We start from the raw sequence: 24,556 nt of genomic DNA, 5'->3' as shown, positions 1-24,556 counted from the left end.
CTTTCCTAGCCATTATTGTTTTTTTATCGAATACGCGGTTTCTTTGAACGTGGGGGTCCTAGAATTTCGGACCAAATGATCGCTTGGGCCATGTTCTTTTGCGAAATTGTAACACTTGTTCGTTTTTCATGAGTTAGAGGCTTTTTCGAGACGAGCGCATCAGCAGATCGCATCAAATTAAGCGCCTCACGCGGCTCACCTGATCCTTCTTCATGCTCTCTCATAACCATTTTCGTCCGAATCACAGTATCACTGTCCATCGCTGCTACAGATGGAGCGATCTGCCCCTTCGTACGTTCAGGTGTATCCTCATATTCATCATCATCTTCTCTATCTCTATTATCTAGCTTCTTGTGAGATGTGCCACCTCCGAATGAAGGCATATCTTTCATCGGACGATTCTCAGTGCCAGTCGGATTACTCTTATTAATCTTACTCCAAAGCGAAGTCAACACACTAATAATGATGACTACAAATACCCAATTTTTTAAGATTAAATCGATGATTTTTTCCATCGGCATTATTCCTTATCGGATTTTCCGTCATTCATTTCGCTGATCGATTGACGCATTTGCGTATCAGCTCCCACATTTTTGTAGTTCATATAATCCATAATTCCTAAATTACCTGAGCGGAACGCTTCTGCCATCGCAAGCGGCACTTGTGATTCAGATTCAACCACTTTTGCGCGCATCTCAACGACGCGTGCCACCATCTCTTGCTCTTGTGCAACCGCCATTGCACGACGCTCTTCTGCCTTAGCCTGGGCGATACGCTTATCCGCTTCTGCTTGTTCCGTTTGCAAATGAGCACCAATATTTTTACCTACATCCACATCCGCAATATCAATGGACAGAATTTCAAATGCTGTCCCTGCATCAAGACCTTTATCTAATACGGTACGAGAGATCATATCTGGATTCTCAAGTACATTCTTATGAGAAGAGGAAGAACCTACTGTTGTTACGATACCTTCACCTACACGAGCAATAATCGTCTCTTCACCAGCACCACCGACAAGTCGATCAATGTTTGCACGAACCGTTACACGAGCAATAACACGGACTTCAATCCCGTCTTTTGCTACGGCAGAAACGACTGGTGTTTCAATCACACGTGGATTAACACTCATTTGAACAGCAAGAAGAACATCACGACCTGCAAGGTCAATTGCAGCTGCACGTTCAAACTCCAACATAATATTCGCTCGGTGTGCCGCTACTAGCGCATTGACAACACGGTCGACATTACCGCCTGCTAAATAGTGACTTTCCAACTGATTTAGATTTAAATCGATACCTGCTTTTGTCGCCTTAATTAACGGATTAATGATCCGGCTCGGTGTTACACGTCTAATTCGCATGGCAACAAGAGTCAATAAAGAAACGCGAACACCTGATGCTAATGCTGAAATCCATAGCATTACCGGCACGAAGCTGAAGAAAATAATTAATGCCACTACAATAAGTCCAATAATAATAAAGTTAAATACCTGTTGATCCATTCCTATTCCTCCCTCAAATTAACCCCACAACTACTCTTTAACAACTTGTACAACAACACGTACACCTTCAACTTGAATAACTTCAATGGAACTGCCGCTTGCGATAAACTCTCCTTGTGTGACCACATCAACTCGATTACCTTCGATTGAAGCGGTACCAGAAGGTCGAAGTGGCGTAATCGCAACACCTCGCTGAGCAAGGCGGAACTTTTGGTCAGGTGCAGAAATAAATCCTTCTTCTGTCGTTAACTGTTCCTTGAGGATTAAGCGCTGCCAAGAACTGCTTCGCGCAAAATACTTCAAAATAATCAGAATAACGATAACGGCAAGCACAATAGCTACAATTGCAGCATATAAAGCTTCGGTCGGGTTCGGTGCCGCTTGTATCACTCCTGTGAACACACACAAACCACCCACTATACCTAGAATCCCAAAGCTGACCACAATTAATTCCAATAGCAAGAATACAATTCCTACACCGAAAAGAATAAGATCCGTGTATTCACCAGTTCCTGCTGCGAATTGAAGTGCGAAGTAGAGACCAAAAGCAACAACACCTGCAAACAAGAACATTCCTTTCTTCAAGAAAAGTAACTCCAACAAAATGCCTACAGTACCGATGAGGAGTAAAATGACATAGAGATAAGGTGTTGATGCTATTGCACTTAACATTCGAACGCCCCCTTTCCCAATCGTTTTTTCATTCCTAATAAAAGGTATTACGTAATTCGACAAATATCGTTTCAAAAAAATAGAAAAGACCGGAAGAAGTCACCTTCTTCCGGTCTTATGTTTAAGTCTTAGGATAATAATTGTTGAACACACTGATTGACAATCTTGCCATCAGCAAGTCCTTTTACTTTCGGCATAAGTGCACTCATCACTTTTCCCATATCCGCTTTTGAGGAAGCTCCCACTTCTTGGATGGTCTGCTGTACAATAGCTTTAACTTCTTCCTCAGACAACTGTTGCGGCAAGTACTCCATGAGAATGTCAATTTCTGCTTTAAGTGGTTCAGCCAGATCTTCACGACCTGCCTTTTCAAATTCTTGGAGGGAATCTTTACGCTGTTTGATCTCGCGACTAAGAACGTCAAGCACTTCATTGTCTTCTAGAGCTTTACGCTGTTCGATTTCAATGTTTTTTACCGCGCTACGAACCATACGGATTACAGAGAGTTTAAACTTGTCCTGACTCTTCATCGCTTGTTTCATATCTTCGTTCAATCGTTCGCTTAAATTCATGTAACGTGTTGCCTCCTAGAACTTTCTCTTACGAGCAGCCTCAGACTTCAATTTGCGCTTCACACTAGGCTTCTCATAGTGTTTGCGTTTTTTTACTTCTGCTAAAACGCCATCTTTCGCAATGGAACGCTTAAAACGACGAAGAGCAGCATCTATAGTTTCATTCTTTCGAACGCGAGTTTCCGACACCAGTTTTCCCTCCCTCCGAATAGACCGTCCAAGACAAAGCGGTTCATCAAACTACATTATATGTGAAAGATGGGCCAACTGTCAATAAAAAACGGCTTACTTTCGCATCTCAATTATATGCCACATTGTCCTTGAGGGCTGTTAAACAGATGCAAGCGGTTTAAGCTTTGCTCCTCCAAGTAGGTGATTATGTATGTGATACACCTCTTGGCCTCCATTTTTCCCGCAATTATTCGCTGTACGGTACCCACTATCGGCGATACCAAGATCACGTGCAACAATTTGGGCTGCGCGGTTCATCTCCGCGATAATCGGCCAATCATCATCTTCCACATCATTCATGGAAGCGATGTGCTTTTTAGGAATAATGACTACATGAACAGGTGCAGCAGGGTTAATATCATGAAAAGCTACGACAACATCGTTCTCAAACAGCTTCTTAGCAGGAAGCTCGCCATCAACAATTTTGCAAAAAATACAATCCATCGTATTTCAACCCTTTCCTTACACTTTATCACTATCATACAAAATTATAAAGCAAATCGCAAAAACTAAGTTTTTAAAATATTTTAGACTATTAGTCTAATTTACTCTGGACGCTTCGTATCCCAACACGATATACTGAAGAAAAGCACTTGAAATGGGGTATGTCCGAATGAATCCTTTCATGCGAGCCAGTACTCGAAAAAAGCGGGAAACTGTGGTCGAAACAGCTCTCGAGCTGTTTATGGAACATGGTTTTGAGAGCGTTTCCGTTGATGACATAATTGCCAAAAGCGGCATTTCTAAAGGGACTTTTTACCACTACTTCCAAGCGAAAGATGAAATCATTTGCGAAATCGCTCATAAACAAATACAGATCGTAAATGCTTGGATGCTTCACAAGCCATCCCAAGTTCTTTCTGTAGAAGGTCACATTAATCGACTATTTGTAGACTTAGCGTCTAATGCCATAGCCTATCCTCGTTTAATGCGCTCGATGACTGCTCTTGCTCTACATAATGAAACAGCAGGTGCAGTTCAAGAACAATTTATGCAAACGCTTCGAGAAGCAATTGGTCACTGGCTCCCGGATGCCAGAAAGGCAGAATTACTTATCACAACGTATATGGGTACATTATTGCGCTGGTGCGCAGAGGATGAATCTGATGATGTTCTCACTCATTTGCTTCGAAGTAATTTGTCTTGGGTTTGGGCAGGTCTTCGTGTAGAAGGTACATCCATTCCTTTTCAACTAGAACCGGAAATCAAGGAGGAGTCTGTAATGAAGGTTGCAGTAATCGGAGGCGGGCTAGCGGGACTTACAGCAGCAGCTTATTTATCTGAAAATCGATTAATTGAAGGTGTATTATTCGAAAGAAGTCCTCAGCTTGGCGGACGTGCCTTTACGTATGAAAAAGCTGGTTTCACATTAAACTATGGCGCCCATGCCATCTATGGCATTGATCGCCACAACATATCTGCCCTTGAAAAGGAATTGGGTCTATCTTTCTCCTCGAAGCAAGTCGATAAACGCAAAGTAATGTACGCTAAACATGGTCAACTCACTCCGGCTCCACTGGATTTCGTTAACTTAATGCGTACAGAACTGCTTAACCCATTGGAAAAAGTACGTTTTGTTGGCGAAATTGCTGCAATCATCGGCCATATCCATAATGTTAAAAACTTCGCAACACTAGGTGAATATTTAGCAGAATCCGATGCAAGTGAGGAAATTAAGGAATTATGGGAACATCTCGTATGTTCAAACTTCTTCATCACGCCTGAAGAAGCTCGTAAAGTTCCAGGACCTGTTATTTCAGAATATTACCACAATCTGTTCCTGTCTTCTCGCCCAGTCAACTATGTACTCGGCTCTTGGGCTGTGATTACGAATGGTTTGCGTACGAAAATCACGGATTCCAATCGATTTGAGATTGCTCTGCAAGAAGGCGTTGACGGGATTAAGTATCAGGACAAAAAATTCGTCCTTATGACAAAAAATCGTGAGATGGCTTTTGATAAAGTAATCTTTGCAATGCCGGTCCAACAAGTTGTTAAAATGCTGAGAAACACACCTTGGGAACCGTTTTTATCCGATTATGAGAATAATACATCCACTGAAGTCATGGTGTATGACATTGGTCTAAGCCAAGTTGTAGCGCGTCCGTTCAGCTACATCTCAGATATGGATAACAAGTTGTTTATCTCGGATGTATCCGCGACAGACCATACACTCGTTCCTCCTGGTGGACAATTGTTGCAAGCGATTGCTTACTTAAGCGACAACTTCGAAAGTGATGAGGAGCGTAAAGCATATCTCGAAAACAAGACCGTACAGATGGAATCGTTATTCGATACGTATTATCCGGGTTGGAGAGATCATGTTGCTGTGAAACGGGTGTCCAAGAAGGCGATGGTCGCCTCAGTCAAAAATATTGCAACAAACTCGTTGCTTCCCACACGTGTTGAGAATGTGCCGTTCTACTTCTGTGGCGATGGTTGTCAGGGCAAGGGAGAGTTGGCTGAGCGTTCGTTCTCAAGTGCACGCAACGCAGCTAAGCTAGTTCTAAAAGAGGTTGAGGCTAGTACTGCTTTAGTCTAGATGAATGAATGAATGAAAGGATGGCTAAATTGCCATCCTTTTTTATATTCATAAAATGAAAATGATAATCAAGATTCTTAAGCTTCAGTAATTAACTAGATGGAGGATCAAAGTCGATAGTTGTGAGATCAAGGGCAGGAAATTCTAAAGTGACTGTTGTGCCTTCGTTCAGGTTACTCGTGATATGCATGAGACCACCGTGCAGTCGCGTGAGTTCCTTACTTATGGATAAGCCTAGTCCAGTGCCAGGATGTAGTGTTCCTGCTTTGTAGAATTTATCCGTTACATATCTTAGCTTATCAGGCGGAATGCCTGTACCAGTGTCTTGTACTTGAACAAGTACCACGCTCTCTTCTTGCTTGGTCGTAATAGAAATGGTACCGCCTATAGGAGTGAATTTGATTGCGTTATCCAGTAAGTTAATGAGCACTTGCTTAAGCCGATTGGCGTCTCCTTCAATCCATATCACGCCCTCTTGCATCATAAGCTTCAGGTCGATTTGTTTACGTGTACAGATCGGGATGAATTGACTTCCGATTTCGGTTACGATCTGGTTCATATCGAGATCGTCATAGTGAAGGGTCATCGTATCTCCATGTAGTTTGGAGAAATCGAGTAAATTTTCAACTAACCCGATTAGACGATCAGTCTCTTTGGAAATAACATTTAATCCCTCATGAATTTCCTCCTTATCCTCCATTTCTCCGGATACAAGGGTTTCATTCCAACCTTTAATCGAAGTAAGCGGCGTGCGGAGTTCATGGGATATGGAAGATATAAATTCATTTTTCAACTGATCATTACGTAAAATCTCTGAACTCATATAATTGAGTGTTTCTGCCAAATGACCAATTTCATCATCCTGTCGTTTAATTGCTCTCACTTCAAAATTACCATCAGCCAGTGTCTTAGCAACCTGTGTCAATTCCTGTATTGGACGTACGATTTGATTCGCCATAATAATTGAGCCTCCAATGGCTAACAAGATAATGGCAATACCAACTCCGACAGTCATAAACACAATTAATCGTACCGTCTCATCAATGAGTTCCATGGATGTGGTATAACGTATGACGCCAATGACTGTATTTTCCCTCTTTAATGGCTTGGATAAGGCAAGTATACGCTCACCTGTCTTTTCATTCGGTCCGATCCAATGTCCTGTATCACCTTTTAATGCTGACTTCACATCAGGTGTCGTTATTTTGTCTTCCGTGTGGAATCCGTAAGAATCAATAATTAGACCACCTTGGGGATCAAGGATTTCCGTTCTGGTTTCATCATTATCTGGAGCGTTGTCAAGGATATATCTAGCCTTTTCCTGCAAGGAGGAATCTTCCATATATTTATTATAAAATGCAACAGAAATATCTGCTTTCTGGTTCAGGGCGTGAGAAGCGCTCCCATAATAGTACTGCCACGTCATCCCTGTAAACATGCCGCCCATTAAGACCACGACAACAAAAATAATGATAACAAATTTCCATACAACTCTACCTTTAATACTATTCAAGAGTTATTCCTTCTTCCACAAATATCCGTATCCCCACACCGTTTCAATATATTGAGGTTGAGAAGGTTGGTCCTCTATTTTTTGACGGATTCGGCGTATATTGACATCGACAATTTTTAAATCACCCATGTAATGTCTTCCCCATATTTCATTGAGTATATCGTCCCGGGAAATGCTTTTGTTCGGAGAATCCATAAAAAGTTTGATAATCGAAAATTCTGTAGGTGTCAGTTCAATCAGCTCGTTATTCTTATAAAATTTACGTGTATTCATCGAGATCGAAAAAGGGCCTGAATGTTGCATATCATTATCGGTCGTTTCCTGGACAGCAATGGCAGCACTCATTCTGCGATGAAGCGCTTTGACCCTTGCGACTAACTCTACGGGTGAGAATGGCTTGGTTACATAGTCGTCCGCACCACTTTCAAAACCTTCAACCTTGTCTAGATCTTGACCTTTGGCGGTGAGCATAATGATGCCAATATGTGGATATGTCTTACGTAATTCGCGGCATACATCAAAGCCTGAACAAGAGGTTGGAAGCATCACATCAAGTAACGCAACACTGATAGTCGGTTCATTTTTCACTGCCTCAATTGCTTGTTCGCCAGTCTCTGCCTCTATAACTTGATACCCACTTCTTTTTAAATTAACACGGACAAAACTGCGAATGGATGATTCATCTTCTAGTACAAGAACTTTGGCTTCCAATTAACCATCCTCCTCTTCCAATTTAATTTACATTTAGAATGCTAATGTTCTGATCCAAATAGGTCGTACTCGTTCTAAGACTGTTATATCGATTTCGATCACTAGGTTTTAGATTTTCCGGCATTGGGTATACCAAAGCAAATATCGTCTTTCCATAGTTTTGTCCAATCAACGTGTAATCCGTATCCGCATCCTTCAATTTCTTCTCGGTATCCGGCCAGTCCAGGCTGTCAACATATCGAATCGATGCAAGTGGAATTAATCGCTGTTTATCTTCGGAAATATAATAAAATACTGATTCACCGCTATTATCGCTTTCTTTCCTCTGAATGGTCATATAAGAATTCCAAGTTTGCGGAAAATCAAAACGATATCCGGCCGTATAATTATTATAATTTTTACGAACTGAGGTCAGCCCTTTCTTTCCATCCCATTGTACCCAATTCGTGATCCAAGGCATTTCTGCCATGCTCAAATTTTCTGAAAGAGGTGGCTCTTCTAAAAGCGCAATTTCAATGATATTATCACCATTCATATCTTCAGATGGAAACGCGTATGCTTTAAACGTCTTATCATACTGATCTTTTAATATATCACGTAGTTTACCGCCCTCTAAAGTCAGTAACAGTGTATAAGCGGAATGTGCGCCAACATTAATTTCAACAAATACACCTTTTTTGTCTGGAGTCGCCTGACCTGAAATCACTTGCGTAAACCCATTAATTGCTCCATCTAATGGAATGGTATCTAATTTTACCATTCGCTGTTTTTCCATATGGTACAAGGTAGCACTTGACTCCAATTTCACATGATCGTGATTGAACAACACAAGATCTTGTTTGCCATCTTTATCGAGATCATCAAGCGCTAGATCGGAATAACTCATTTGACCAACTTGTTTTAGCTTTTCATTCTCATAGCTGTAAATATTAAGCTGCTTGATACCCAAGTCGCCGCTATTCCATCCGACAAGTAGTTCTTTCTTGCCATCACCAGATAAATCGCTAAATTGAATGTAATCAATAGATGTACCAACATCGGAGTATTGCTCCGTTTTGATCCATTTTGTACCTTCTTTTTTCAATATAAGGATGCCAACTTCGAGCTGAGATTTTTCAATCTTATAAAAGGCAACGGCTTCATCTACTCCGTCACCGTCCAAATCAACTTCTTGAATGGAGGATTCTAAGGTCCGATGCCGCGATGGGATTAATAACCTAGCACCTGAGGGCATATAGTAAGAAACCGCTTCGCGAATTTGGTTAAGATCGGAGGTCATTTTGGGTGCACGAAGCAGTTCAGTCGGGAATGTCTGAAAGCTGCATCCGCTAAATAAAAGCGATATTGCGAGCAGGACGAAACTAAGAGATATTTTACGCATTCGTTACGCGTCCTCCTTCAAGGTTATGAATGTTTGCAAGCCAAGAATTGTATTCATTGTAGAAAATGTGCCTTTAAAAAGCGTAACAATACAGTAACAAAAACAACAGGACAAAGCAATTTGGAGACTACGAGGGATCTAATTCCTTTAGATCGTCATACATGCGCAAAAAAGCCGCGCAAATTACTTTGCACGGCTTATAGCAGAAAAGAGAGAAGGAATTATATATATTCGGATTGCTTTTGATTAAAATCTACCGTAAAAAGCGTCGCGGTAGACGTCGGCAAGTTCGCTTACAAGTGGCATTTTAGGATTCGCTGTTGTACATTGATCTTCGAATGCACGATCCGCTAGATAGTCGACCTTGGATTCGAAGTCTTTTGCATCAAAACCAAGTGCTTGGAAGCTTTCAGGGATGTTCAATCTCTTATTCATGTCACGAATAGCCTGCACTAAGGAGTTGACACCCTCTTCTGTTGTACGAGCTGGAAGTCCCAAAATTCTTGCGATTTCCGCATAGCGTTGGTCTGCAACGAAATGGCTGTATTTCGGGAATGAAGCAAATTTCGTTGGTTTTTTCGCATTATAACGGATAACATGTGGCATTAAAATGGCATTTGTGCGTCCATGTGCGGTATGGTATTGTCCGCCCCACTTGTGTGCCAAGGAGTGGTTAATGCCAAGGAACGCGTTAGCGAAGGCCATACCTGCAAGTGTGGATGCATTATGCATTTTCTCACGGGCAATCGGACAAGCCGTTTTATAAGAGTTCTCAAGATGTTCGAACACCAATTGGATCGCTTTAATCGCAAGACCATCGGTATAATCACTTGCCATGACAGATACATAAGCTTCGATCGCATGTGTCAGAACATCCATACCGGTATCTGCAACAGATGTCTTAGGCAGGGAGTACACAAACTCAGGATCGATAATCGCTACGTCTGGTGTTAATTCATAATCAGCAAGCGGATACTTTGTATTATTTCCTTCGCTCTTATCTGTGATAACGGCAAAGGATGTAACTTCAGAACCCGTGCCTGATGTTGTAGGGATCGCAACAAATTTCGTCTTCTTACCTAAGCGTGGGTATTGATAGACACGTTTGCGGATATCTAAGAATTTTTGTTTCAAATCGCTAAAGTTTGCATCTGGATATTCGTAGAACAACCACATTGCTTTAGCCGCATCCATTGGTGAACCTCCGCCCAGCGCAATAATGCAATCGGGTTTGAACTCATTCATGAGTGCAGTTCCTCTTTCAACAGTGTCAACTGATGGATCAGCTTCAACAGCGGAGAATACTTCTATTGCAACCGGAACTTGACGTTGGCGCAACCAGTGTTCTACTTTTTCCACATACCCAAGCTTGACCATGACTTCATCGGTTACGATCATTACCCGAGAAATATCCTGCATTTTAGCTAGATATTGCGTTGATCCTTTTTCAAAGTATACCTTAGAAGGAATTTTGAACCATTGCATATTTACTGTACGATGTGCCACTCTTTTTACGTTAATCAGATTCACCGCCGTCACGTTAGAAGTTGTGGAGTTACGTCCATATGAACCACAGCCAAGTGTCAAGGAAGGTAGGTTCGTATTGTATAGGTCGCCAATTGCACCTTGTGTAGAAGGAGAGTTCACAATGATACGGCCTGTTTGTAGACGTTTACCGAACGCTGCTATAACCTCTTGATCTTGGGAGTGAATAGCAGATGAGTGTCCCATACCGCCAAATCGAACGATTTGTGCAGCACGCTCAATGCCTTCTTCAGCCGAATTTACTTTATAACAAGCTAGGATTGGAGATAATTTCTCAGCAGATAGTGGGAAATCACGTCCAACACCCTCAATTTCAGCGATCAAAATTTTTGTATCTTCCGGTACTTCAATACCAGCAAGAGCAGCAATTTTAGCAGCTGGTTGTCCTACGATGTCTGGATTTACTGCACATTTATCAGGGTTTATCGCAAGCTTTGTTAATTTTTCTGTTTCCGCTTTATTTGTAAAGTAGCAGCCTTTTTCAATAAGGAGCTTTTTCACTTGATCATAGATTGGTTTTTCAATAATAACAGCTTGTTCAGAAGCACAAATCATACCGTTATCGAATGTTTTGGATAAAATAAGATCAGTAACAGCTTGTTGAATATTCGCTGTTTTCTCGATAAAGCAAGGAACGTTACCAGGACCTACGCCAAGTGCAGGTTTACCCGTGGAATATGCAGCCTTTACCATCCCTGAACCACCAGTTGCAAGTACAAGGGATACATCAAGGTGATTCATTAGTGCATTTGTTGCTTCAATAGATGGAAGTTCGATCCATTGTATGCAATTTTCTGGTGCTCCATGTTTGACCGCAGCCTCTAGTAAGACACGCGCAGCCTCCGCAGAGCTTTTTTGTGCAGATGGATGGAATGCGAAGATGATTGGGTTACGAGTCTTGATCGCAATTAATGATTTAAACATCGTTGTGGATGTTGGATTCGTTACAGGTGTAACCCCTGCAACTATACCTATAGGTTCTGCAATTCTTTGAAAATTACCATATGAGTTATCTTCAATTACTCCAACTGTTTTATCGTTCTTGATGCTATGGTAAATGTATTCTGTTGCAAACATGTTCTTAATTATTTTATCTTCATAAACGCCTCTGCCTGTTTCTTGGTGAGCCAATTTAGCAAGTACCATATGCTGGTCAACACCTGCGAGGGCCATCTCATGAACGATGAGATCGATCTGTTCTTGATTCATTGACATAAATTGATCCAATGCAACCTTCGCTTTTTTCACTAATTCATTTACTTGGTCTTGTGCGGTAACTGGCTTTTTGATTTCTTTTTCTGTTTCTGTTTTAGCCATTTGCTTCCCCTCCAATTAAATCTCTATTTAAGAAATGCTTGCCCTATTAGAACGAGGTATCATTTCTTTTTAACTGAAAAACTCGATCAAATCTCTGTCAAGATCAAGTACATATCCCTTGTTCTGATGATGTGATAAGTAATACTGTTCACCTCATGTCTATATTATATGCGATAGCAAGTTTTATTGCATGTGAAAAAAATCACTTATTACGTGAAAAATATCACAAAGTTGTGAACAGCTTATTCTCTTTATAAAAAAAGACTGCCTTTACACCTGTTGCAAGATGCGAAGGTCAGTCTTTTGGGGAACGTTCGGTTACTTAACCCTGTTCCAGTTCAATGCGTGTCCCATGTCCAGATGGCTCTGGTGGATGCACGATGAGCTTGCGAGATAATCTTGCGCGAAGTTCTGGCACATGGGAAATGACACCGACCGCGAGTTTATCCATATGCAGCTGCTCAAGTGCGGTGATGACCGTATCCAGCAGGTCGCCATCTAATGTTCCGAATCCTTCATCTAGGAAAAAGAATTCAAGCGGGTACTGTCCTTTAAGCTGAATTTGCGCAGATAAGGCAAGTGCTAGAGCCAGCGATGTCAAGAAGGTTTCGCCGCCAGATAAGGTTGTAACTGGTCGTCTAACTCCTCCATTGGCATCATCTCGAATGATAAAACCACCGCCTGAATCGACTTCAAGTGCATAACGACGTCTTGTCAGCTGACTGAGGCGCTCGGATGCAAGTCGTGAGACGCCGAGCAATTGTTCCTCTGCCAAAAACTCGACAAAAGCATTCGCCTTTAGTGTACTTTGCAGCTTAAGAAGCCTGCCACGATGCTGCTCCAGTTCGTCACGCTTGGTCTGAAGCACGCTCCATCTCGCGTGCTTCTCCATTAACGTGGCGAGTGTCTGCTCCGCTCGCGCAGTAGCTTGGAGCGCCGCTTCCAGGCGCTCCTGGGCATCCACGCGCTCGGACTGAGCGCGTGTCCACTCTTCAGCGGCGACGGAACGTCCGCGCCGCTTAGCGCTTACCCCTGCGTGTGCCGCACGCAGGGCAGTCGCCCGCTCGCGGTGCGCCTGCACGCGAGCTGTCCACTCGCGAGCCACATCGCTCGCGAGCAGCGCAGCCATCGCCGCCTCGCCTGTGGCAAAGGCGGCCGCCTGGAGCGCCTCGCGCAGCCGGCGCTCGGTCTCGGCGCGGCCGCGGCTCGCCGCCGCGCTGCCCTCAGCAGCGGCAGAGTGCCGCTGCTGCGCATGCGCGTGTGCGTCGCGCGTGCGCTCATGCGCTGCGGCGGCCTCGCGCGCGCGCATCCGCAGCGCTTCGAGCGCTGCGGTAGATTCGGCGATGAGCCCCGGCACGGGGGCATCGCCGAAGCGGGCGCGCAGCGCCTGGTTCTTCGCCGCGGCTCGCTGCGCGGCGCTCTCAGCCTGCGTGCGCAGCAGCAGGATGTCTCGGCTGAGCGATTCGGTTTCACCGCGAAGGCGCTCACCTTCAGCCTGCATTCCTTCGAGTACAGTTACGCTTTTCTCTAACCGACTGCGCAATTCTTCTGCAAGACGTTCCTGCTCATGTATCGCATTCATTTGCGAATCGACATCTTCCACCAATAGTCCCGGATAAGCTTGATTCCAAGCTTCTGAGCGCTCGTCTAATTCTTTCCCTAATTCACTTCGTTTTGCATCCTGCCTTTCATAGGCAGTACGTTCAACTTGCAGCTGTGCGAAGCATGTCTGCCAAGCCGCATCTTGTTCGCGATAAGTTCTTGCTAACTCCGTGCATGTACGCTCTATACTTCCAAGTGAATCCAAGCAAGCTTGTACATCTAGATCCCACTGCTCTTTCTCCTGTTCGCATCCAGCAATTGAGGACACAACAACATCGATATCAACCTGATCATTCAGTGGGAGAAAATCTATATCAGGATGTACAGTTTCCTTCTGCTCGATCAATTGTGGAGCCAAACTCAGAGCCGCCAACGCTGCTTCGCTTTCTGCTCGCATTAGACGATCGGACTCACTCCCGAATAGTGCAATGGCATCATGCTTTACCGTATCAAGGCGAATAACAGCGTTCTTCAACTCCATTCTCCGCAGGCTCACATACTGTAATATTTTCTCTGCATCATCCAAGCTACGTTTCAATACTTCTACAGATTCATGACTGTTATCAACACTTTCATGACTTCCATCAGCAGGCAAAGGATGATGCTTCGAACCGCATACAGGGCATTCCTCGCCATGTTCTAGCTGCCTAGCCAATATAGCTGCTAGGTTATCTCGCTCTTGTCGCTGTAACCATGTCTTCCCTTGTTCCATTCTATTTCGTACATCAGTCTCTAACAGCGTGCCCTTCCATTCTGAAGAAACAAACCCTTCACTAATACGCTGCGCATCCAGCAGGCACTGTGCTACCTGTTCCTGCGATGCTCGTTTTGCAATTGCCAACTGTTCAAGCTGCTCCTCACGTGTGTGCAAAGCATCTTTGTAGGATTCAACCTCTTTAAGCAATTCCACTTGCTTCGCACGAAGATTAAGCATCTCCTTACTCTCTCTCCATGCCATCTGCATTTGCTGCCGCTTCTCAAGTGGAACTTGCGCAGATTTAAGCTGTTCTTGTAATTGTTGCTGCAACAATGCTGCCTTTTCTTTCCTCACAATAGCAGATTTATGCACTTCCATTGTTTTATCAAAAGATTGCTGCACAGCATCAGCTTGTTTCTGCAATCGATCCGCTTCTTCTTGCTCTTGAGTAATTTCCCGTTCTATCTCTAAAGCCGATTTCAGCGATTCAATGCGGGAAATAAACGACTCTTCATTCCGAATTAATCCATCCTGAGCTTGATTTAATTCGATTTTTGCAGCTTCATTGTCAACTTTAGCCTTATCCGCTTCGCTAACAGCAACACGCAAGTTTTCCATCTGCTGTTTCTCGAGTTTAACGGCTTCCTGCCAACTTTCCATGAATGGTCGTACAATTTCAGCTTTCGTCGATAACGCTAACTTTTCTTCCCACATCTTCACTTCAGCATCCGTCTCACTGTGTTGCTGAAGTTCCTTCTGAATATGTTCTTCCTCTTGTTGAAGCTGAACGACCTGCTGCTGCTCCTCATAGATTTCCTGCTTCAACAGTAAATCCGTTCGAGCAGCCGTTGATTGAATCTGCAAGTTATGCAGCTCACCTTTAGCTTCCTGCAGCGCTTCCTCTGAGGCATCGCCAAGACCGACTTGTTCTGCATGAATAGCAGTCAATGCCGTATCCGATTGTTTGAGCTGTGAGCTCACCTTCATACTAAGTAAATCACCATATTTTTCCAGATGAAACAAACGCTGCAGCATCGCACGACGATCACTGCCTTTCAACAGCAAAAATTCCGCGAACTTTCCTTGCGGTAACACAACTGCACGCGTAAAATCCGTCATCGATAACCCAATGACCTGCTGAACGCCAGCCGTGACTTCATTCGCTTTATCTGCAAGGACAATACTTTCCCCATCTTCTTGAATATGAACAAGTCGGGATACCGTACTGTTCACCGAAATATCTGAGTTACGTTTAAACTGACGTTCTACGCGATATGTTTGCGCGCCTCCCGCATGAGAGAGTTGGAATGTAAATGAAACGAATAAGGCTTGTTCCGCATGATTCAAAATGCCCTGTGTCCCACCATTCGCCCGTTCAACACGACCATACAATGCCAATGTAATCGCATCAAGAATACTTGATTTCCCGCTACCTGTTGGACCAAATATCCCAAATACACCCTGATCACACAACTTTGTAAAATCAATGACTTGTTCTTCTCGATAGCTCTGTAAACCTGATAACTTCAACAATATCGGTTTCATCTACACCCCAACCTCCTCTCTCGCTTGATCTTTATTTCCACCGTCGTTCTCTTCATTCAACAACTCTAAGAACAACTGAACAAGTTCGTGATCCGGCTCGGCTCCCCCAGTCTGACGTACATAAAACCGTCGGAACAACTCTTCCATGCTAAGTTCAGCAATAGACACCCTCGACTCTTCCTGCTTCATCTCCGGATAGATAGGTCGAATATGAATAAACCCATCATGTGCTTTGCGTAATCGCTGAATCTGTTCCAGTGACATCGCTTCCTTAAGATGCACCTCGACATCAATCCAAGCGGAAGCATCACGTCTTTCTTCAAGCCAGCTCCACAACTCGGGGAGCCCTTCCTTAGCACGCCATTTTACAAGTGGCTTCCCACTTTGCAAGAATACTTCTCGCGGATGAGCGGCTTGACCCGGCTTTAAATCAAGAATCGTGACTGACTTGGCTTGTCCTGCTTCCGAGAATGAATACGCAAGCGGAGAACCCGAGTAACGTACAGGTATAGAGGCTTTCATATTTTGAGCACGGTGCAAATGTCCGAGCGCCGCATATTGTGCGTTTACAGCAAATGCATTCACATCCACGGTATACGCACCCCCAACTTGAATCGGACGCTCAGACTCCGACTCTGCCCCACCTAATACGTAAAGATGGCTCATGACCAGATTAACGGTGTCGTTCTGAAAACCTTCTGCACCTTTTGCAATTAATCTCGCAACTCGATCTGAGTATGCAGATCGTAGCTTTTCCTCTTCACCTGCTTCTGTAAAAAGCTCTCTTAATCGTGCTTCCGATGGATAAGGTAGACCAAACACCTTAGCCTGTTCGCCCGTACGCTGGATGTTATAGGTCTGCAGATTGGGTGTAGGCATGCCAATAAGTGTCACTCCCTGCTTCTGAGCAAGAGGACCTGAGGCAGCTAGCCGATCTGGGTGATCATGATTACCTGAGATCACAACAACGTGTCGTTTACCACCCTCGGCTAGTTCCGCAAGACTTTCATAAAACATGCTCTCAGCTGCTGCAGGAGGGTTTACAGAATCATAGATATCCCCTGCAATTAGCACAAGATCGATGTCCTCATCTCGAACGAGATTAGACAGCTCGTCCAAGAATGCGGCTTGCTCCTCTATGCGCGAACGCCCTTCTAATGTACGTCCTAAATGCCAATCTCCTGTATGCAAAATACGCATGACTACTGCTTCCCCTCCATTCGCCTAACCGCTTCATCCATATCCACAAGAGCTTGACCCTCAAAGAAATACAAATATTTACGACTTAAAGGCTTTCGATAAATATGCTCAATCGCACGCGAATATAGCTCTATCTGCACCCGATACTGTGCCGCTAAATCTTCCAATGACTTGCCATGTACGCGATCTGTCTTATAATCAAGCAGCACAAGCCCTTCTTCATCTTCAAACAAACAGTCAATAACCCCTTGAATCAATACCGTTTCCTGCGCTGTAATCGGATCTGCCTCTCCATACACTTCACCTGCACGCAAACCATAAGAGAATGGAACTTCTCGTCTAATAACAGATGCTTTAAGAAGTCTTTGCCCAACCTCTGTATGGAAAAAAGATACTATCATCGCCGCATCTACTGCTTCACATTGAGCAGGCGTTAACATCTCACGATCGATCATCCCCGCTAACGTACGCTCAACTACCCCTTCATCAGGCATTTCCCCTTCTAGAGGCAGATTCTGCATAACAGCATGGTACACCGTTCCTCGCTCCGCAGAGGTCATCTTACGCTCTTCAAGAAATCTGGGTCTGCGCAAAAGTGAAGCGGGTTTCCATTCCAATCTCGCTTCTACCCTTTCACCAGCAGCCGCCATTCGTTTCTCTTCTCCAACCCGCTTCATTTCTGATACGGTCGTTTTACCAAAATAAGTCTTTGCATACGGATATGCATATTGCCACTCCAACCTTTGTCTGATTGGGTCGCTTATTTTCTGAACATCAACGGGTTTACCCTCTCGGACCGCAGTAAGATAAGGATCACCAGCAGTCGGATCAACCACTTCATTTTCCGACTCGAAAAGAGTGTAAAGCGCCCTTATATCAAACGTCCAGCGTGAACGATCCTGGGCAACAGTTCCCATCTGCAAATCTGTTTCACATTCCCCTAATTCGCGCCATAGCGATGCATCTTTATGTCTCATTAGAGCAGGACCCAGCCAATCCAAATAGCTCTTTGCCTTTGCCAATTCATTATCTGGTAAATTCCATGGTTGATGCTGGGCTAGCCGTGCCCAATCTCTCATCTGCTTCGCAGCATCTTTTACAGTTCCAATTAAATAAAGCTTCTCACGCGCACGAGTCAGGGCAACATAGAGCACCCGAAGCTCCTCCGCAAGTGTTTCCAGCTTCATCGCTCTGCGAATAGCTAACAGCGGCAATGTTGGATAGGCAACTCGCAACTCGGCATCCACAAACCTTGGACCAAAACCTAATTCTTTATGCACTAAAAAAGGTTCATTGAGATCGCGTTGATTGAACATCTTGGCTATTCCAGCTACAAATACAACCGGAAATTCCAGACCTTTACTCTTATGAATGGACATGATGCGTACAACATTCTCGCCTTCCCCTAGTGCTCTAGCAGTCCCTAAATCACCACCTGAGTCTTGCATCCGCTTAATAAACCGCAAGAATCGGAACAACCCACGAAGCGAAGTACTTTCATATTGCTTCGCCCGATCATAGAGCGCTCGCAAATTGGCCTGTCGCTGACCACCTTGTGGCATGCCCCCGACAAAATCATAAAAGCCTGTATCGCGATAGATGTTCCAGATCAATTCAGCCAACGATCCCCGTCTAGCTGCAGTCCGCCATTCGTTCAGTTTAGTGAGTATATTCCTGAGCTTTGTTTGCAAATAACTCGCATCAGCTCCCACTTCACGATCTTCGGATTGCTCACTACTTTCTAGACTAGCTGCAGCTCGCAAAGTATCGTAGAAACTTACTTTCTGTCCGCCTTTAATACGAATAAGAGCCAGCTCATCAGCAGTTAATCCCACAAGAGGGGAACGCAATACCGCTGCAAGCGGAACATCTTGATAAGGGTTGTCGATTATTTTTAGTAGAGAAATCATCACTTCAACTTCAGTTGCTGAAAAATAACCCGAACTTAAATCTGCATACGCCGGAATCCCTTGAGATTGCAATTCCTCCATAAAAGCTGGCGCCCAAGAGGAAGTCGCACGCATTAAGATGACAATATCTCGGTAAGTCGCTTCACGCATACCTTTAAGTTGTTTGTCATAAATCATGAAAGGTTGGCCTGTTTCAGGATGAAGCAAGGAATGAATATGCCGTGCAATCGTTCTTGCTTCTGCTTCGGCAGTTGCTAACTCCTGCGCTTCAGCAAATGGATTCTCTCCTTCTGCTCCATCTTCAGACTTTGACTCTACCTCATCTGTTTCATCATTCTCACTTGTGTCATTCTCCCCAGCGACGTCACTGCTGCGATCAATCAATGTGACATGAACTGCAAAGTCTTGCTCTGCATTCGGATAACTAGCACCATGGATCAACTCAGCATCCGAGTCATAAGAAATTTCTCCAACACGTTCATTCATCAATTGACGAAAGACGAAATTGACAGCATCCACAACTTCAAGCCGTGAACGAAAGTTCCGCGCCAAATCAATCTTCACACCATCTTGTCTAGCACCCGCCGAAAATGACTTATACTTGTCCAAGAACAATCCGGGTTCGGCTAAACGGAATTTATAAATACTCTGTTTGACATCCCCCACCATAAATCGATTACCAGGAGAAGAGTTTGAGATTAAATCCAGGATCGCTTCTTGCACTCGGTTCGTATCTTGATATTCATCAATGAGTACCTCTACAAATTGTGTACGATATTCAAGTGCAGCTTGAGAGGGTTCTGTATGAACAGGACTTGATGCTGAATCTCTTAAGATTTGCAGCGTATAATGTTCCAAATCCCCGAAATCTAGCAATCCTTTATCTGCTTTTGCCGCTTGATATCGCTGTCCAAATTCAATAACAATCGCTGATAATGTCCTCAGCATGGGTGCAAGTAACTGCACTTCCTCCGCATATTCCGCTTCCGTACGTGCAAACAACTCCGTACGCAGCTTATCCAGCGCAGCTTTTGCCTTCTTTCGTAAATCCGAAGCCTGCTCTTTGCAGCCTGAATCGATTTCATCACCTCGGCAAGGCTTAAGTCTACGAGCAGGGATTTGCGACAGCATCACTTGAACCGAATGCCACGTCTGATTCGTTAATTCAATCAACGTCCGAACTTCTCTTAATTCCTCATGAAATGTTTCTAGATAGGGCTCAGGTCCATTAGGCAGATCTGCAAATCTGATGGCTTGAACATACAGTTCTGCTGCACCTTCAAGCTCCAATCTTACAATGGGGAGCAAACTTTCCTGCCACATCCGCAGCGCATCCTGTATACCCGTAGATGGAGTAGTTTGGACGTCTCTAGTACCGAACATTGCCGCAGTTTCCGTAAGCCAATGCTCCGGCCATGGTTGACTTCGTGAAATCTCGTACAACCGTTCGATTAACTCAAGCAAGGGGCCATCCCCGCGCTCACCACCAAAGCCATCGACCAATTGCCAAAAAGGAGCATTCTCATCGCTATTTTCATAATACTGTTCAAGCATTTCTTCCAAGACATCCTGGCGAAGCAAATCGCCCTCTGTCTCGTTGGCAATTCGAAATCCAGGATCAAGCCCAATCATACTGTAATAACGTTGAATCACTTCTAAGCAAAAAGAATGTAGCGTCGTCACAGATGCGCGTCCCATTAACGCGAGCTGACGGCGGAGATGATCGGAATGAGGATTATCTTCAAGCTTACGTTCCAACGCTTCGCGAATCCGTTCCTTCATCTCTGCCGCAGCAGCCTTCGTAAAAGTCGCGACAAGCAGACGATCGACATCCACAGGAGCGTCTTCGGATGAAATTCGCCCAATGATACGTTCAACGAGTACCGCCGTTTTCCCCGAACCCGCTGCTGCTGCGACTAGCAGATCACTTCCGCGAAGCGCGATTGCTTCCCACTGTTCATCCGTCCACGTACTATTCTGCGGCTTACTTGGAGCCGTCTGCATGATGATTGGGTTATGTTCTATTGTCATACTCCGTCACTCCTTCAGCTTCTTTCTTCACACAACGATCAATCTCCGACCAGAGATCGTCTCCACTCAGCTTCTTCCGAACTTGATACTGGCTGCCCGAGAAATTCGGCTCGAACTGACAGACAGGACGATACGAACATCGCATACATGCCGCTTTATTCCCCATTCGATATGGCGAAATATCAACTGCGCCCTCGGTAATATCAGTACCAATTTGTTTAATCTGTCCTCTAACGAACGAACGGATCTGCCTCCACTGCTTATCTGTTGCAACAGAAGAGTTTTTATAGAAACCGCCATCTTTTGTAATCGCAACAGGTAGAAGCTGAGAATGTCCACTACCTGTTTTCAAGCTGCTGTCCATCATCCCAATAATTTCAGTGTCTGCCGTAAGCAACCCTTTCATCTTGAAACGTTTCCTTGTTTCCTCCTCTGCCTTGTCTGCACCAATTCGATTCGCATGAAGCAGAAGTGGATTATGCACATGAAAATAAAGCACACCAGCCGGCTTCGCCTCTATGCCTAGCCATTTCTCCGCATGGGTAATCACCACATCCAGGTAAGTAAGCATCTGTAATGACAGCCCATGATACACCTCTGACATATCTAATGCCGTAGAGGAAGATTTATAGTCAATAACGCGCAGCAGCACGCCGCCATCTGTATCTGCCTGATCTACACGGTCGATCCGCCCGATAATTTCCATTGTGCAGCCATTCTCAAGTGTAAATTCAAGCGGAGGTAACGTTTGACCAGGTCCAAAATCGAGTTCGGTGGCAAGTGGCTTAAACTCCCCACGTTTCGCATGTTCAGCAAGCACGACCGATGAGCGCCCCACCACATCTTGGAGTTTCCGTGTAATATGTCGGAACCGGTGCGAACTAAGCAAGATATCCCCCGGTAACTTTGGTGCCAACTCCTCTACCACTTGTGCAGAGCGCGCATAGCAATCCTCTGGCGATAAATCACCCCAATCCAATCCATCGCGCTGCAGACCCTGAGCAAATTCACTTAGAGCAGCATGGTATAATTGCCCAATATCAGGCGCTTCTAGCGCATAAACCCGACGTTCCCGCAGACGAAGACCATGTGAGACAAAATGAGAAAATGGGCAGCCTGCAAAACGCTCCATTCTAGACACACTCGCTTTAAGATGTGTGCCATATAATTCGCGGCTTGTTAGGGCAGGTAATCGCTCTTCGTGATTATCGAAGAGTAGAGCTTGTACCATTCGACCTAGTTTCCCGCTCCATGCTTCATCTTGCAGCAGCCAATTATAGACCTCCCACCACGCATCTGGCATTTCCTCTCCCTGCATCCTGCGCTTAAGTTGAACACCTAGGAAGGAGAATGCTTGCTGCGGATGAGATAAATAGCTTATCAGCTCATCTTCAGACATAAAATTCGTCGGTTCGAGTGCCAACTGTTTAATCACGACTTGAGGGAATAAGTACCGAATCCGCTTCATCACTTCAGACGGCAGCAAACCTTTCCCTTCTTCGTCTGCAAGCGGGTAACTAAGCCATAAATACGAACTTGCGGACGTAATCGCGTTATAAATGAGGAACTGCTCATCCAACAATTTTCGCTTTGCGCTGTCAGCCATACTTATATCCGCCTGCTGCAGCAGCTCACGCTCATTTTCGGTCAGCAATCCATCTTCACTTAACCTTGCTGGGAGGACACCGTCATTCACTCCAAGAATAAAAGCATGCGTCACCGAACCTGATCTAGTCCGATCCACAGTTCCGATAAGCACTTCATCTAAAGAAGGCGGGACAAGTCCCATCGATATGCTTTCAAGCCCCGTTTCCACCAAGTCCGCGAATAATTCATTTGATACTTCCTCGTCACCCAGCATGTCTACTAACTGATCGAACACATCCATAACCCGATCCCACAATTGGGTGTGTTCCCGTGCTTGTTCTAACTGCCCTGCCTCACTACTTGTTAGACTCCATCGCTCCAAACGATCGGGTACATGTGAAATTGTAAGCAGCTCAAACAAAGCTTCAACCTTTCCTCTGACTTGTGATCGGTCTTTTAATTTTCGCGCAAAATGATCGAGTGGGACCGCTACCCAGCGGCGTGTGTCGTTAATTTCTGCAAGAGCTTGCTCCTCATCTTCACGCATCTCTTCTTCAGGGCCCTCAAGCGATCTTCGTTCCCGATACAACCAATTCTTGTCATCTGTCCAACGGCTGCCTTTTATCCCAAAGGCAAGCACATAATTTTCCAAACGGTCCATTCTTCTGCGAAGTCTACTCTCACTATTCTCATGTCCCCACGGGAGCAAGAAGTCTGTTTTCACACATCGAAATACGGCGTCATAATGCCATTGATGATTGACGACCTCCAGAGCTGATCGAATAAACTCAACTAAAGGGTGATGCAGAACCGATCTCTTTTGATCGATAAAATGTGGAATACCGAAATCACGCATCACCACAGACAGCAGCTCGCCATATTCGTTCATATTCCGAACCATTACAGCCATATCCCGCCAGCGAACATTCTCTTCACGGGTAAGACGCACCATATCTCGGCATACACCTTCGATTTCTGCACGACGCGAAGCAGCTTCAGCAATAACAAGTGGGGCATGATCGGTAATCTTCTTATCAAATCTAACCCTACCTGCATTTCGGTCAAAATTCCTCTCTAGAAATCCAAGCATCGGAGTTTCCGTAAATCGTGTCGGATGCTGCTTATCAGCAAGTTCAACCATAAGCGGTGTCGGCAATCCATAATTAACTAAACTTCGCTGCAGCTGCCGCATCGTTCTAGCTGTAGGATGGAATAAATGCAGTTCATCCAAGTCATCATAATCATAAAATGGGCGATCCAAACAAAACGTCATCGAGACTTCCGGACAACGAATCATGAGACGTTCAATAACCGCCATTTCCTGCGGTGTAAATCCATGAAACCCATCGATCCAAATTTGAGCAGAGGAGAGCCACTCCGAATTAATAACCTGCTCAGCTAATAACGTCAGTACATCTTCTCCGTCCAAGTACTGTGCCTTAAGCTCCTCTTCAAACTCACGATACACCATCATTAAATCTTGAAGCTTCGGCTCCAATGACTGTGAATGTTCCCAGTGGTGCCGTCCCTTCGTCATTCGCTCCTCAAGTTGCAGCGGAAGCATCCCATACCGCTTCCACTCTGTGAATAACTCGTCCATTCGATCAATAACGCCCTGTTGATCTTGTGTTCCCGCATAAAACTTCAATTGACCCTGACGACGCTGCAAGATACGTCTAAGCAGCAGCTTTTTACCAATCTCGTCAATTGGCATACGTGCAGTCCCGCCTTCAGCTTGCATAATTCGCCAAGCAAGTCGATGAAAGCTGAGTACTTGCGCACGAATCGTGCCACTTACTCCGTCCTTTGACACAAGTTCCCGCTCCGCTTCAAATGTAAATTGCTGTGGAACAAGTAAAATAAGCGGAGAACCCTCCGGTTCCCGAATCAAATGCTCTCGGATTTGATCTATACAATATCGGGTTTTTCCACTGCCTGCCCGACCGATTACAAACTTAACAGCCATTGTGAAACCTCACTCCTTCCGACCTCAATT

At 44.7% G+C, this 24,556-nt stretch carries 15 protein-coding genes; 1 reads left to right on the top strand and 14 read right to left on the bottom strand.

All coding sequences use genetic code 11. The features are described 5' to 3' along the window. Positions 1-23 precede the first annotated feature (23 nt). The 6 genes from ACSBOP_RS07030 to ACSBOP_RS07005 all read right to left on the bottom strand — a co-directional run bounded on the left by ACSBOP_RS07030 (position 24) and on the right by ACSBOP_RS07005 (position 3,423). A complete protein-coding gene (locus tag ACSBOP_RS07030; protein ID WP_442603710.1) occupies positions 24-515 on the bottom strand; it encodes a hypothetical protein in 492 nt (163 codons plus the stop codon). Between the two features lie 5 nt (positions 516-520). Then, positions 521-1,504 carry a flotillin-like protein FloA gene (gene floA / locus ACSBOP_RS07025; RefSeq protein ID WP_442603709.1) on the bottom strand — a complete coding sequence of 328 codons (984 nt, stop codon included), beginning with the start codon at positions 1,502-1,504 and terminating at the stop codon, positions 521-523. Between the two features lie 30 nt (positions 1,505-1,534). Then, positions 1,535-2,176 (bottom strand): NfeD family protein, encoded by a 642-nt coding sequence (locus ACSBOP_RS07020; protein ID WP_442603708.1) that lies wholly within the window; start codon positions 2,174-2,176, stop codon positions 1,535-1,537. Positions 2,177-2,304: 128 nt separating this feature from the next. After that, the gene (locus tag ACSBOP_RS07015; RefSeq protein ID WP_442603707.1) at positions 2,305-2,748 is read right to left on the bottom strand and encodes a GatB/YqeY domain-containing protein; all 444 of its coding nucleotides are present in this window, start codon (positions 2,746-2,748) and stop codon (positions 2,305-2,307) included. A gap of 15 nt (positions 2,749-2,763) precedes the next feature. Then, complete coding sequence (gene rpsU / locus ACSBOP_RS07010) at positions 2,764-2,937, bottom strand: 30S ribosomal protein S21 (RefSeq protein WP_258206131.1); 174 nt, start codon at positions 2,935-2,937, stop codon at positions 2,764-2,766. Positions 2,938-3,078: 141 nt separating this feature from the next. Next, positions 3,079-3,423 (bottom strand): histidine triad nucleotide-binding protein, encoded by a 345-nt coding sequence (locus ACSBOP_RS07005; protein WP_442603706.1) that lies wholly within the window; start codon positions 3,421-3,423, stop codon positions 3,079-3,081. Between the two features lie 169 nt (positions 3,424-3,592). Here ACSBOP_RS07005 and ACSBOP_RS07000 point away from each other — a divergent pair, with 169 nt between their 5' ends. Further along, complete coding sequence (locus tag ACSBOP_RS07000) at positions 3,593-5,521, top strand: FAD-dependent oxidoreductase (RefSeq protein WP_442603705.1); 1,929 nt, start codon at positions 3,593-3,595, stop codon at positions 5,519-5,521. A gap of 91 nt (positions 5,522-5,612) precedes the next feature. Here ACSBOP_RS07000 and ACSBOP_RS06995 read toward each other — a convergent pair whose 3' ends face one another. The 8 genes from ACSBOP_RS06995 to addB all read right to left on the bottom strand — a co-directional run bounded on the left by ACSBOP_RS06995 (position 5,613) and on the right by addB (position 24,526). Further along, positions 5,613-7,034 (bottom strand): sensor histidine kinase, encoded by a 1,422-nt coding sequence (locus tag ACSBOP_RS06995; protein ID WP_442603704.1) that lies wholly within the window; start codon positions 7,032-7,034, stop codon positions 5,613-5,615. Positions 7,035-7,037: 3 nt separating this feature from the next. Further along, on the bottom strand, positions 7,038-7,745 hold the full coding sequence (locus ACSBOP_RS06990) for a response regulator transcription factor (RefSeq protein WP_442603703.1): 708 nt from the start codon (positions 7,743-7,745) through the stop codon (positions 7,038-7,040). A gap of 22 nt (positions 7,746-7,767) precedes the next feature. Continuing rightward, positions 7,768-9,126: a hypothetical protein gene (locus ACSBOP_RS06985; protein WP_442603702.1), complete on the bottom strand. Its 1,359-nt coding sequence runs from the start codon at positions 9,124-9,126 to the stop codon at positions 7,768-7,770. Between the two features lie 246 nt (positions 9,127-9,372). Then, on the bottom strand, positions 9,373-11,988 hold the full coding sequence (gene adhE, locus ACSBOP_RS06980) for a bifunctional acetaldehyde-CoA/alcohol dehydrogenase (RefSeq protein WP_442603701.1): 2,616 nt from the start codon (positions 11,986-11,988) through the stop codon (positions 9,373-9,375). A 322-nt stretch (positions 11,989-12,310) separates the two neighbouring features. Further along, entirely contained in the window at positions 12,311-15,832 is a 3,522-nt protein-coding gene (locus ACSBOP_RS06975) for an AAA family ATPase (RefSeq protein WP_442603700.1), read from the bottom strand. Beyond that, positions 15,833-17,032: an exonuclease SbcCD subunit D gene (locus tag ACSBOP_RS06970; RefSeq protein WP_442603699.1), complete on the bottom strand. Its 1,200-nt coding sequence runs from the start codon at positions 17,030-17,032 to the stop codon at positions 15,833-15,835. It abuts the gene before it with no gap. Between the two features lie 2 nt (positions 17,033-17,034). Then, positions 17,035-20,973, bottom strand: coding sequence for a helicase-exonuclease AddAB subunit AddA (addA, locus tag ACSBOP_RS06965; protein WP_442603698.1), 3,939 nt, complete (start codon positions 20,971-20,973; stop codon positions 17,035-17,037). Then, complete coding sequence (gene addB / locus ACSBOP_RS06960) at positions 20,957-24,526, bottom strand: helicase-exonuclease AddAB subunit AddB (protein WP_442603697.1); 3,570 nt, start codon at positions 24,524-24,526, stop codon at positions 20,957-20,959. The genes addA and addB overlap by 17 nt, the downstream gene beginning before the upstream one ends. Between the last annotated feature and the right edge of the window lie 30 nt (positions 24,527-24,556).

It is taken from the genome of Paenibacillus sp. KN14-4R (assembly GCF_052180255.1).
GTDB lineage: Bacteria > Bacillota > Bacilli > Paenibacillales > NBRC-103111 > Paenibacillus_AM.
Note: the sequence above shows the minus strand (reverse complement) of the source record. Positions and strands in the feature narration are given on the sequence as shown.

Excerpts from the sequence above, each read along its gene's own strand:
- ACSBOP_RS07000 (WP_442603705.1), top strand. The coding sequence starts at position 3,593 with ATGAATCCTTTCATGCGAGCCAGTACTCGAAAAAAGCGGGAAACTGTG.
- addB (WP_442603697.1), bottom strand. The coding sequence starts at position 24,526 with ATGGCTGTTAAGTTTGTAATCGGTCGGGCAGGCAGTGGAAAAACCCGA.
- ACSBOP_RS06975 (WP_442603700.1), bottom strand. The coding sequence starts at position 15,832 with ATGAAACCGATATTGTTGAAGTTATCAGGTTTACAGAGCTATCGAGAA.
- ACSBOP_RS06970 (WP_442603699.1), bottom strand. The coding sequence starts at position 17,032 with ATGCGTATTTTGCATACAGGAGATTGGCATTTAGGACGTACATTAGAA.
- ACSBOP_RS07030 (WP_442603710.1), bottom strand. The coding sequence starts at position 515 with ATGGAAAAAATCATCGATTTAATCTTAAAAAATTGGGTATTTGTAGTC.
- ACSBOP_RS07005 (WP_442603706.1), bottom strand. The coding sequence starts at position 3,423 with ATGGATTGTATTTTTTGCAAAATTGTTGATGGCGAGCTTCCTGCTAAG.
- ACSBOP_RS06985 (WP_442603702.1), bottom strand. The coding sequence starts at position 9,126 with ATGCGTAAAATATCTCTTAGTTTCGTCCTGCTCGCAATATCGCTTTTA.
- addA (WP_442603698.1), bottom strand. The coding sequence starts at position 20,973 with ATGACAATAGAACATAACCCAATCATCATGCAGACGGCTCCAAGTAAG.
- adhE (WP_442603701.1), bottom strand. The coding sequence starts at position 11,988 with ATGGCTAAAACAGAAACAGAAAAAGAAATCAAAAAGCCAGTTACCGCA.
- floA (WP_442603709.1), bottom strand. The coding sequence starts at position 1,504 with ATGGATCAACAGGTATTTAACTTTATTATTATTGGACTTATTGTAGTG.
- ACSBOP_RS07020 (WP_442603708.1), bottom strand. The coding sequence starts at position 2,176 with ATGTTAAGTGCAATAGCATCAACACCTTATCTCTATGTCATTTTACTC.
- ACSBOP_RS07015 (WP_442603707.1), bottom strand. The coding sequence starts at position 2,748 with ATGAATTTAAGCGAACGATTGAACGAAGATATGAAACAAGCGATGAAG.